The 11,767-nt window shown below is 41.4% G+C and carries 9 protein-coding genes; all 9 read right to left on the bottom strand.

The genetic code is table 11. The features are described 5' to 3' along the window. Positions 1-56 precede the first annotated feature (56 nt). A complete protein-coding gene (locus ACHCNF_RS12345) occupies positions 57-2,120 on the bottom strand; it encodes a glycosyltransferase family 2 protein (protein ID WP_408070093.1) in 2,064 nt (687 codons plus the stop codon). 4 nt (positions 2,121-2,124) lie between these two features. Further along, positions 2,125-4,209 (bottom strand): glycosyltransferase family 2 protein, encoded by a 2,085-nt coding sequence (locus ACHCNF_RS12340; RefSeq protein WP_408070092.1) that lies wholly within the window; start codon positions 4,207-4,209, stop codon positions 2,125-2,127. A gap of 12 nt (positions 4,210-4,221) precedes the next feature. Further along, positions 4,222-6,348: a class I SAM-dependent methyltransferase gene (locus tag ACHCNF_RS12335; RefSeq protein ID WP_408070091.1), complete on the bottom strand. Its 2,127-nt coding sequence runs from the start codon at positions 6,346-6,348 to the stop codon at positions 4,222-4,224. A 3-nt stretch (positions 6,349-6,351) separates the two neighbouring features. Further along, positions 6,352-7,686, bottom strand: coding sequence for an ABC transporter ATP-binding protein (locus ACHCNF_RS12330; protein ID WP_408070090.1), 1,335 nt, complete (start codon positions 7,684-7,686; stop codon positions 6,352-6,354). 26 nt (positions 7,687-7,712) lie between these two features. After that, positions 7,713-8,735: an ABC transporter permease gene (locus tag ACHCNF_RS12325; protein ID WP_408070089.1), complete on the bottom strand. Its 1,023-nt coding sequence runs from the start codon at positions 8,733-8,735 to the stop codon at positions 7,713-7,715. Then, positions 8,735-9,301: a dTDP-4-dehydrorhamnose 3,5-epimerase gene (rfbC, locus tag ACHCNF_RS12320; protein ID WP_408070088.1), complete on the bottom strand. Its 567-nt coding sequence runs from the start codon at positions 9,299-9,301 to the stop codon at positions 8,735-8,737. The genes ACHCNF_RS12325 and rfbC overlap by 1 nt, the downstream gene beginning before the upstream one ends. Positions 9,302-9,322: 21 nt before the next feature. Then, positions 9,323-9,757: a hypothetical protein gene (locus ACHCNF_RS12315; protein WP_408070087.1), complete on the bottom strand. Its 435-nt coding sequence runs from the start codon at positions 9,755-9,757 to the stop codon at positions 9,323-9,325. After that, the gene (gene rfbA, locus ACHCNF_RS12310; protein ID WP_408070086.1) at positions 9,747-10,616 is read right to left on the bottom strand and encodes a glucose-1-phosphate thymidylyltransferase RfbA; all 870 of its coding nucleotides are present in this window, start codon (positions 10,614-10,616) and stop codon (positions 9,747-9,749) included. Before rfbA ends, ACHCNF_RS12315 begins: the two co-directional genes overlap by 11 nt. 122 nt (positions 10,617-10,738) lie before the next feature. Beyond that, positions 10,739-11,665 carry a glycosyltransferase family 2 protein gene (locus tag ACHCNF_RS12305; RefSeq protein ID WP_408070085.1) on the bottom strand — a complete coding sequence of 309 codons (927 nt, stop codon included), beginning with the start codon at positions 11,663-11,665 and terminating at the stop codon, positions 10,739-10,741. Positions 11,666-11,767: the final 102 nt, after the last annotated feature.

Here is an 11,767-nt window from a genome sequence, read left to right as displayed (position 1 = left end):
ATTAAGTAATACCATTACAGCCAGTAAAAATCAAGTCACGCATTGCTATTATCATATCAGGCATTGCGTAAACTGCTATAACCTTCAACATTCAAGGAAAAATCACTTCTATCCAAAGAGAAATTAGGATTATAATACGGATCGCCCTTATCCAGAACCTTTTTCCATTTCTCACGGAAATGTTCTGATTCACCTTCATAGCGCTTCGCATTTTCACCTTCAAGGTCAAGACCTCTGGATGCTGATTCATAATGATACATCTCAGCAAAGGGTGTGAAAATATTAAGGTATCCTTTTTCTCTTAATTTAAGACAAAAATCAACATCGTTCAGCGATACTTTAAAGCTCTCATCAAATCCGCCGACTTCGTCATATTTAGCTCTGGAAACCATGAGGCATGCACCTGTAACTGCAGACACGTCCTGTGCATAACAAAGGCGTCCCATATATCCCAGGTTCATACCCTCCTGTCCATAATGGGAATGACCTGCTGTTCTGTGTGCCCCAAGTCGCAGTACTATACCTGCATGCTGAATCTTCCTGTTGGGGAAATACAACTTTCCGCCCACAGCACCTACGTCTGAACGCTGTGCATACATGAGCATCTCTTCCATCCAGTTGACAGTGATGACCTGAGTATCATTATTAAGCAGAAGAACATAATCGCCTGTTGAATGCTTTACTCCGTAGTTCACTACTGCTGAATAGTTAAATGATGGCCTTGTTCCATCAGGATTTAAATTATTCTTGTCCTCATAGTAATCAACTATTTTAAGGACAGAACTCATCGCACCGTTTCTAAGCTCATCATAGTAAGCCAAAATTTCTTTGGAACTGCTGCCGTTCTCAACAACGATAATCTCATAATTGTCATAGGTGGACTTTTCATATATAGATGTAAGACATCTCTTTAAGTCTTCCAAATGCTCACAGGTCGGGATAATAACTGATATCTTTGGCATTCCCTCAACTTCATAAGCTATCTTGAAAATAGTCTCAAAAGCCCTTGTGCTCGTTATCTTAAAGTGATCATAACCATGTCTTCTAAGATGATCGGCGACAGCACCTCTTGCGGCATCTATGGCATAGCTCTTGGCACTTATGTCAGAGGCCACACTTCCCGCATGGGATCTCCAATAATAAAGAAGTCTCGGAATATGAACTATATGCTCTGCACTGTCAGTAAGTCTCAGAATCATGTCATGATCCTGACTTCCGTCAAACTTTGACCTGAAAAGCTCCGTACCCTCAAGAAGCTCGCGCTTAAACACACTAAAATGGCATATATAATTGTTTGCCCTGAGATTGTCCGGTGCATAATCCGGTTTAAAATGCATGGTTATCATGTGATCAATACTTTTTCCTGAAAAAGTAGCTTCATCACAATAGAGATAATCCGCATTTTCTTCATTGATGGCTTTTACATAATAATAGAGCACCTCAGGGTGAAGGATATCATCATGATCGAGAAGTCCTATATACTCACCTGATGCAAGCTTCAAGCATTCATTTGTATTCCCGGAAATACCTGTATTTTCTTTGAGTCTGTGATAAATAATACCGGAACCTTCTGCATTTCCAAGCTTGGCACGATTATCCTTTTTATACTCAGCCACAACAGCTTCAACATAGGCATGTTCTTCATCAGATCCATCTGCCAGGCAAAGCTGCCAGTTGGTGTAGGTCTGATTCAAAACCGACTCTATCATGTCCCTCAAAAAATTTTCGGGAGTGTTATAAAGTGGCACAAGTATACTTATGAGAGGCATCTTGTCAAATTTTTCATTTCTCTCTGCAATAATGCTCTCTTCTGTAGGAAAGCTTTCTGTTCCATAGTGTACCTTGGCTTTCCTTTCTATCTGTTTGTATTTCAGCTTTGCGATAACACCACCGATTGATCCCGCATTCTTTACGCGATCCTTTTGTCGGATCACAAAATGCATGACATTTCTCGCAGGTGTGCTTGCCTTCCATATCGGATTGTTTTTAATACGGTTAAGCTTAAATTCCAGCTCCTGATTCTTGTCCTCAAGATCGGCTATTCTCTGCGCAAGATCTGCGCTTTTAAGCTTTTCCTTCTCATATGCTGTTTTAAAATCAAATTCTGTATTATCAGTCATTAACTTATTTCACCTTAAGTAAATTTGCTACCCAGTTGATCAGCTTTAAACTACCTGTCTGATCAAGAGCTGCCATTCCCACCTGGTAATATCCTGGTGCAAGCTTTCCGGGCGCTATTCTAACCTTATATCCTGTAAGATCAACATCTATCTGATCCTGAAGACGCAGCTTAATGTCCGGTCTGTACCAGGTATAAACAGGCATGCTGTACACAACCGATGAAGCAGGCCTTGCTCCGTCATCAGATCTCTCAACCTGTCTCAAAACCAGTCTTCTCTCAAAGAATGCATTATCAGAGCCTATAACAAAGCTGTAGCCCTTTATAAAATAGCCTTCCAGCACTTCGCCATCCCTGACTCCGTACATCCAGTTTTCCATGGTTCCGGCATATTCAACGCCAATCCTGAGACAAGCATCTTCTCTGGCATCCAAAAAGCCGTCTTCATGAACCTTTATACTATGGAATGGAATATCAAGCACCGGCGTGAAGTCCTCACATGGTATTATCGCACTGATAGTCTCATCATCCGTCAAATACTTACTGTAAAAAGGATCCTTGTTATAAAAGCCCGGGTGTCTCTTCATCAGTACTTCGTATTCGCTCGCAAGACGCTCCATCTTCTTTAAATCAAGAGTGTCAAGTCCCCTGCTTAGAGATTCGTGATGGTAGAGGCTTATATGGTTACAGCACACATTATAGTAGCCCTTCTGATATACGCTATAGCACAAATCAACATCATTAAAAGCTACCGGAAGCTCCTCAGGAAAACCTCCGACTTCATTGAATTTTTCCCTGCTAAGCATGAGGCAGGCGCCAGTAGCACCAATCAGATTATGTATGCCTCTGTTAAATCCAAAATAATGGGATTTCTGATCGTGCATCTTTTGAAGCTTATGCACAGGACCAAGTCTCACATTTGTTATTCCCGCATGCTGTATTAGATCGGTATCGGGATAAAGAAGCTTAGCACCGACCACACCTACATGTCTAAGCTGTGCCTGAGAAAGCATCTCTCTTAGCCACCCGTCCTGCGTAGCCTCTATGTCATCGTTCAGGAAAAGCAGATATTCGCCACCTGAGCGTGTAGCACCGCGATTACACATATGAGAAAAATTGAAATCCTCAACCTTATACAGATAGGATATATTAGTCAGACCGCCTGATTTATCTATCTGATTAATATAAGAGCCGTATCTGACACGGTTATATGCACTGCTGCCGTTGTCAACAACAACAATCTCATATTTTATATTCTTCTCATGAGTCGTATTTACTATTGATTTAAGACATTGAAACAGAATATCCGGATGATCCTTTGTAGGGATTATTATGCTCACTGTTGCAGGTTTCATAAGCATATGTCTGGAATTATGAAAACCTCTTCCGTAGAACACATCCGTATCAGGATCTCTGTGAAACAGAATTTCCCCGATATGTCCGATAGGGAACTCCATATCTGCTCTTTTAGCAAATGCCCGCTCTTCTATTGCAAGCATACAGAACAAAACATCCGCCGAAAGCATGCTGGCCTCTCTTCCAACTGCTTCAGGAGAATTTTTCTTAACTCCCGTAGTTCCGCCCAGCATCTTAAGAGCATTATCGTATTCAGCAGTTGCTGCCTCGTAGGTATTAGCCCTGCATGCAAACACACTGCCAATATAAAAAGCATTAAGGTAGGTATCAGGTGACCAGTCAGGCTTAAAATACGGCTTTCCGTATTTTCCTCTTCCTATCATCTCATCCTCGTCACCATAGACTACATTTATCTCGGGATGAGCCTCAAAATATCGTCTGATATTCTCGACTGCATGACCTGCAAGTCTTCCCTTTGGGCTCACAAAAATCAGGATCTTTTCAGCAGTAGCAGCCGGGTCAGCATCCCTCCACACCTTAGTGTAGGATACAACCTCGGTAAACAGCTGAAGCCTCCCCGTGACTTCGGAAGCAGCCCCACCTGATACAAAAATGGGGTGCTTTTCCTGTCTGTGCTCCCAGATATTATAGGCATTCTTACATTCCTTGACCTTATTCTGATAGCCCCTTTTTCTGTTGTTAATAAGAATATTCTTAGCGACTTCTTTTAACATTTTTCAGTGCCTTTATTTGGGAAGCAGTTTCCTCTTTATCTTCTCCAGGAACTCTCCCTTCTCCTCCGTGGTATCGCTCTGACCTACTCTGAGTGAATCCTCAAGTGTAGTGGCTGTTTCCTTTGGAATAAGCGTCGTCATCATTGTGATCTTAAGATGATTCTCGCGCTTTTTCTCGATTCTGTCATCAGCAAATCCAAACTCAATGTTTGGATCATCCGTGCCGAATACTATACTGTCCTCAGAAAGCCATGATCCGTTGGGATGTATGGATATATATGTCTCACCCTCCTCAACAGATATATTATTCCATATAACCTGCTTTATTGTAACTATGCAGCTCGCAAAAGCAGGATCTATACGCACATTCTGCACATTATCATTACACTCTATATCCAGAGTTACAATATTGTGGTCATCGTATGTCTCATCAGGGAAAATTGAATCATCTTCGCTGTATCCGTCACCTTCATCAACATAAATCTGGATTTCTTCTGCGCTTCTTGCAGTCTCTGAAGATCCAGCAAGTTCCTTGGGAACGATTGCCGTTCTGCCTATCATTTTCCAAAGCTCTACAGAAGATTTCCTGCGACCTGTAACATATTTCTGAAAATCAGCCTCTTCACTTAGGAGTCCCTTAATGTCCTCCTCAGTCAGCTCTATTTTTTCGTAGAGAGCCTTAACATCAAGCTTCTCTCTGCTCCTGTCTTCGAGCATGTAGCTGTAAAGCGCTCTGAAAGCTATTTCCTTTGGCGGAATACATTTTCCATAAGTCCACTCATAATCTATTATTGTCCATATCGGACCGTTTACAAGAATATTGGAGAAAATAAGATCATAGTCCGTAACCGGATAATCCGGACGGTATCCAATCCTCCTCATGTACTCTCTAAACAGTGCGTTGAAGGAATCCATGTCATCGGATTCAAGGCATGCATCAAACAGTGCAGTAAGCGGTATACCGTTTACATATGAAAACATTGCACATCTTGACTTTTCATCAAGCTGGCAGTCATTTACTTCAAGATCTCCTCCCCTATATCTCTCACGCAGGGCATAGTAAGCATCCTGCATTCCAAAGATATGGTCTTCAGCTGCCTCGGTAAGAGGATATTTTTTTATCAGCTTCCTTCCCAGCTTATCCACTGTAATATCAGTTCTGATCTTGAATTCGTCAGCGCGGTCATTTGAGTACTTGCAGTAAACGGTATCAAATCCTGGTCCTAAAATGACCTCAAAGGAATTAGCGAAGTCTGCATACATTCCGTCATTTATAAGACACTCATATGCCCTCTTCTCGTTAAACAATAGGAGTCTGTCCCTGTCGTAATTCTTGACATTATCCTGAAGCTCGCCGTAAGCAGGCAGATATTTATCTGAATGAAGCGCTGTCATCAGCTTATAGTCCGGGTAAGGATAGTAGAAATGGTAGTCATTCATTCCGCATTTTTTAAATATTCTTATAAGCCCACTTCTTGTGAATGTTCTTGCAACAGAATCCTTGGAATATCCCTCTATACCATCAAAATATCCGCCCAGGTGATCCTCTGCTGCACCGGCAAAATACTTAAGGCCAATACGGTTTTCAATTGCTATAACAATTCTTCCATCTTTTTTCAAATGCTTTTTAAGCATGGAAAGAAAATTCTCATAAGGATTCTCCGTACCAATGTAACCCTGTCCGTACTCAAATACACCTATAAGAAAAATAAAATCGAAATCCGAAGGAAGATCAGGCTCAATGTCTCTGAAATTTCCCACATGTATAGTCACATTGTCACATTCAGAGTTTCTTGTAGCATTAATCTCACTCCTACGTCTTGAAAGATCACAGGCTATAACCTCACCTGCTTTTTCTGAGAGCATGCCTGTAATGGCGCCGCAGCCGGCACCCACCTCAAGAACCTTTTCCTTACCTGTCATAGGTATCCATTCAACAATGTTACTTCTGAGCTCTGAAAGGTGATAAAGAATCGGCCAGCTTGCCTTTTTCTCGATAATTTCAGGGTACTCTTCCTTCTTATGCTTTCTGACGATTTCAAAGATTTCCTTCTCAATCGGTCCATCACTGTAAAGATCGAGTCCCGCGTAGTGCTTGAAATTCAGTTTTACATTTCCAATAAATACTTCTTCCTGCATGTCTTAATCCTTTTCAGCATCCGTTACACTAACAGTCGATTCCATATCCACATATCCCACGGTATTCTTATCAGAAACCACCGTGATATTTAGCGCATCATACAAACGGTGATACACAACAAAGTCATCCTGCTCAAAACCTGTTACCCCGAAGGACACCAGGTATTCTCCACCTTGCAGAAGCATTCTCTGCCTGAAGGTAATCTCTTTCTCATCACCTGCTTTAACAGGCTCCAAAAAAGCTTTCTCAACCATTGAATTCGTTCCGGTAATCTCTATACCCATTATGTTCTTAATAGTATAAGCAAAAATCGGAGCATTTATATCTCTAAGGAACTTTACTTTCATATGAATTGTGAACTCTGTTCCCTTTATAACTGAATTTGACCTTAGCCCTTTCGAATCTGTGGCATAAAATTCAGTGATCTTAGCCGCATTATTACCATATTCCAAAAGGTCAGGATTTTCCTCTGCGCCGGCATTATCGTTTTTCTTTTCTTCACCGGTCTCTTCCTTCTTGCCGTCTGCCTTTTTCCCTGCAGCTTCTCTTATGTCCTCATCCTCCAGGAGAGATTTAAAATCATTCTCGGGAAGGGGATATTGTCCCACCAGTACCTGTTTATATATATCTATCATCTTCTTGGGTGTTCCCTCTCCGAGGATAACTCCCTGATTAAGAAGAACAGCCCTGTCACAATATCTGCTTATGGTCGAAAGATCATGTGATACAAAAAGTATGGTCTTGCCCTGCTTCTTAAACTCTTCAAATTTGTGATAGCACTTGGCCTGGAAAAATACATCCCCGACAGAAAGAGCTTCATCTACAATAAGAATCTCTGGATCTATGTTTATTGCCACTGCAAATGCAAGTCTTACGAACATACCGCTTGAATATGTCTTTACAGGCTGATAAACATAATCTCCTATATCAGCAAATTCCAGAATTGAATCCATTCTGGCCTTGATTTCTTCTTCAGAAAAGCCAATCATCATGCCGTTCAGGAAAATATTGTCAATTCCATTGTACTCCATATTAAATCCCGCACCCAGCTCAAGCAGTGCAGATATATGGCCATCAACTTCCACAGAGCCGGAAGTTGGCGAAAGAACTCCGGTGATTATCTTAAGTATAGTAGATTTACCGGATCCGTTTGTACCAATAATTCCTATGGTCTCGCCTTTTTTAACCGTCAGATTAACATGATTCAAAGCCAAATGCTCTGTATATCCGCTTCCCCTGAGAAGTCCAAGGGCATCCTTTAATCTGTCGGAATTTTTATTATACAACTTGTACATTTTCGTCAGGTCCCGGACCTGAATCGCTACGTCTTTATCCATAAACCAATCTTTCCTGGCAGATAATATCAAAGTACATCCGCAAAATGTGTTTTAGAACGCTTGAAAATGAGCGATCCGATGCAGAACAGAGCAACAACAACTATCCAAAAATACGTGCTGGAATAAAAGTGCTCAAAGAACCACTCATTCCCATACATTGCGTTGCGATAACCATTGACAATATAAGTCATGGGATTAAGCTTAATGATCCATTTCAAATTGTCAGGAAGCATATTTATGTCCCACAAAATAGGCGTAGCCCACTGTCCAACCTGAAGCACTATGGCGAGAATCTGTGTCAGATCTCTGAAAAACACAACCACAGCACAGGTCGTGTAACATATGGATAGAACTAAAATAAATTCACAGATTGCATAGTAAAAGATCTGAATCGTATATATAGTCGGATAATAGCCATACATGCATGAAACCGCAATCATGACAAGTGCGAAGAATACATGAATAAACAGAGCTGCTATTACCTTGATCAAAGGCAGAATACTGATTTTAAACAGAACTTTCTTAACAAGATAGTTGTATTCCAACAGTGAGGTTGTGCCGTTCATCAAAGCCTCATTAAAGAAGAACCAGGGTACAAGTCCGGTGGTCAAAAATAAAACATAGGGAACATCCACACCCCCTGCAACCATCTGAGACTTAGTCTTAAGAATCTTGTCAAACACAAACCAATACATCAAAACAGTGACCACCGGTTGAACCAGTGCCCACACAACGCCCATATAAGAGCCGGCATATCTCTTTTTAAAATCATTAACCGCCAGTCTTCGAATAAGCTTCCTGGAATTATACAACTCAACAGGCAAAACCATAAGCTTATCATACCAGGCTGTGACCAGGATCATCGACATAACTATAAGAATACATGCACATATCTTCTTAAGCATCTCTGTATGAGGATCTGCAAGAACATTAGTATGCAGAACAATAACAAGCATAAGTACAATCGCTATTGCATAGAAGATTCCCAATCCAACCTGTTTAGGAAGTTCGCTTATAAAAGGCAGTTTATCTGTCTTTTCCCTTGCCATTACTTAACTCCGTGCTCTTTTTTGTATTCGGAAAGTGTTCCCCACTTAGTATCCTTATCTGACAGTGTAAGCTCTGCCTCATTCTCATAAGGCCATTCAACGCCTATCTCGGGATCCTTAAACAGAATTCCTCCCTCATCATCGGGATGATAGAAATCAGTACATTTATAAGCAAATTCAGCATAATCGGAAAGAACGAGAAATCCGTGTGCAAATCCCTTGGGGATAAAGAACTGCTTCTTATTTTCTGCTGAAAGCACAACGCCAAACCATTTTCCAAAAGTAGCTGAGCCCTCGCGAAGATCCACTGCGACGTCAAAAACCTCACCATTAATACATCTTACAAGTTTATCCTGAGGGAAGTTTTTCTGAAAATGAAGACCTCTAAGCACACCTTTTTTTGATGCAGACTGGTTATCCTGGACGAACTCCATATCAATACCAATCTTCTCAAAATCTCTCCTAGAGTAGGTTTCCATGAAATAACCTCTCTCATCTCCAAAAACCTGAGGTGTGATTACCTTAAGTCCTTCAATCTCGCATGTCTCTACATTTAACTGACCCATTTTTAATATATTCCTCCAAAATTAATTTGCATTTCCTTCTGATACTTCCGGGACTTCATGCAGCATACCGTGCTCATCCGGCACCAGTCTCTCACCGCCCAAAGGCGCTCCGTCCGTTCCAGGACTGTCACTGTTCACCGTATTGCCATCATCCGTCTTCTCCGCATTTGCAGGTACCGGTACATTATCGACTACCACAACTACAGAAGGTCTCTGCTCACTTTTATCAAAAAAATCACCGGCAGTAAGAAAACCCTTCAGGTTATCTCCAATCTGTTCTCCAAACTCAGTTCCCACTGTCTCTCCTTCAGAAACAGCTACTTCTGTCTCAGGAGCTTTATCTCTGCCGAAATATGAATTTATTGTATCTCTGTTTGCAGCATAAACCACCACTCCTATAAGAACAATAGTGGTAATTATAGCCAATATAGACAATCTGAATGTCTTAGAGTCCATTTGCTACCTCAACAAGATATTTGCCGTAATCGGTCTTCATAAGGGGCTCAGCCAGCTTAAGAAGCTGTTCCTTGTTGATAAAGCCTCTCTTATAAGCGATCTCTTCTATACATGAAACATAAAGTCCCTGTCTCTTCTGGAACGCGCAGACAAAGTCAGCAGCATCAAGAAGTGAATCATGATTACCTGTATCAAGCCACGCAAAGCCTCGTCCCATTGTCTCAACACGAAGCTCGCCTCTGCGAAGATATTCGTTGTTAACACTTGTAATCTCTATCTCTCCTCTTGCTGAAGGCTTAACATTTTTTGCAATTTCAATGACATCATTATCATAGAAATAAAGTCCGGGAACTGCATAATTGCTCTTGGGATGCTCCGGCTTTTCCTCTATGGAAATAGCCTTACCATTCTCATCAAACTCTACAACACCATACTCTCTGGGATCGCGAACATAATATCCGAAAATAGTTGCTCCCTTATCTCTTGCAGCAACCTCCTTAAGAAGTTTACTGAAACTCTGGCCGTAGAAAATATTATCACCAAGAACAAGTGCCACGCTGTCATTGCCGATGAAATCAGCTCCGATGATAAAAGCATCTGCAAGTCCTCTGGGTTGTTCCTGAACGGCATATGAAAATGACATTCCCAGCTGTTCGCCTGTTCCAAAGAGTTCCTCAAAAATAGGCAGATCTCTGGGGGTTGAAATAATAAGTACATCCCTGATGCCTGCCAGCATAAGAGTTGAAAGCGGATAATAAATCATCGGCTTGTCATAAACAGGCATGATCTGCTTTGAGATTGCTCTTGTAAGTGGATAAAGTCTGGTACCGGAACCACCGGCTAGTATAATTCCCTTCATGGATTTACCTCCAAAAATAATCAAAAACCATTTATTTTTATAATGATGCAGAAAGCCTACACCACTCTATACTATAACACAAAAATCAACAGTCCATCATTTGTTTGTTTTAGCATGTACTATTAATCTTTTTTACGAACCTCATCTATGATAAAAGGTGGCCTGGACCTTGACGCATCAAGCACACGCCACAGGTATTCACCCAGTATACCAAGTGTCACCATAATAAGTCCTGTAGCAAAAAGTACAACGCACATAAGTGACGCATATCCCGCAATCGGCGTACCGACCGTGAGCTTCTCAATAATAGCCCCGATTATTCCCACAAACGAAGCAAGTGCCACTAGCGTTCCTATTACACTGATTGCCCTGATCGGGAAATAAGAAAAACTCATCATAGAATCCACAACAAGCTTATATTTCTTGGCAAAGGTCCATCTGGATTTGCCTACAGTTCTGTCTTTCCTGTGAAAATATACCTTGGCGGATTTAAAACCGATCCACATTACCTGCAAGGTCAGAGATGAATTTTTCTCATCCATGAGCTGAATTACTTTTATTGCCTGTCTGTCCAGCAGATAGCAATCGCATCCCCCTTGTGGCATATCCTTATTTATGGTCTTTCTGACAAGCCAGTAATACATTCCTGCAAAAAACTTCTTAACCGCGCCCTCATCGCGCTCAGCTCTTATGGCAAGAACAACCTTATTACCTTCCTTCCACTTTTCATACAGATCCAGAATAAGTGTCGAATCTTCCTGAAGATCGGCCTGCTTTGTAACAGCGCAGTCTCCTGTGCATACAGAAAGCCCTGCCAGGATTGCAGCATGCTCTCCAAAATTTCTTGAAAGTCTTGTGCAAACAACATTTTCATCTCTGGCGGCAATTTTGTTCATTATCTCCCAGGAATTATCCCCGGAACCGTCATCAACAAAAACTATCTCGTAGTCTCCCAGCTTTCCAAGGATTTTCTCTTTCATATCCTCGTAGAGCATCTCCAGTGTATCCGAATTGTAATAGACAGGTACAACAATTGAAATTTTACTCATCTTTTCTCCACTCTCATGTATTAGTGTGCTGTCTTGCATGAGATTCTCTATAACGCAACAATAGAGAGCCCGGTAAAAAGCCTTACCGAAGCTCTCCTGTTA

This window comes from Butyrivibrio sp. NATIVEDY162 (assembly GCF_045999815.1).
GTDB lineage: Bacteria > Bacillota > Clostridia > Lachnospirales > Lachnospiraceae > Butyrivibrio.
Note: the sequence above shows the minus strand (reverse complement) of the source record. Positions and strands in the feature narration are given on the sequence as shown.

Bases quoted from the DNA above. Each gene is read 5' to 3' on its own strand.
- ACHCNF_RS12345 (WP_408070093.1), bottom strand. From the start codon at position 2,120: ATGACTGATAATACAGAATTTGATTTTAAAACAGCATATGAGAAGGAA.
- ACHCNF_RS12340 (WP_408070092.1), bottom strand. From the start codon at position 4,209: ATGTTAAAAGAAGTCGCTAAGAATATTCTTATTAACAACAGAAAAAGG.
- ACHCNF_RS12335 (WP_408070091.1), bottom strand. From the start codon at position 6,348: ATGCAGGAAGAAGTATTTATTGGAAATGTAAAACTGAATTTCAAGCAC.
- ACHCNF_RS12330 (WP_408070090.1), bottom strand. From the start codon at position 7,686: ATGGATAAAGACGTAGCGATTCAGGTCCGGGACCTGACGAAAATGTAC.
- ACHCNF_RS12325 (WP_408070089.1), bottom strand. From the start codon at position 8,735: ATGGCAAGGGAAAAGACAGATAAACTGCCTTTTATAAGCGAACTTCCT.
- rfbC (WP_408070088.1), bottom strand. From the start codon at position 9,301: ATGGGTCAGTTAAATGTAGAGACATGCGAGATTGAAGGACTTAAGGTA.
- ACHCNF_RS12315 (WP_408070087.1), bottom strand. From the start codon at position 9,757: ATGGACTCTAAGACATTCAGATTGTCTATATTGGCTATAATTACCACT.
- rfbA (WP_408070086.1), bottom strand. From the start codon at position 10,616: ATGAAGGGAATTATACTAGCCGGTGGTTCCGGTACCAGACTTTATCCA.
- ACHCNF_RS12305 (WP_408070085.1), bottom strand. From the start codon at position 11,665: ATGAGTAAAATTTCAATTGTTGTACCTGTCTATTACAATTCGGATACA.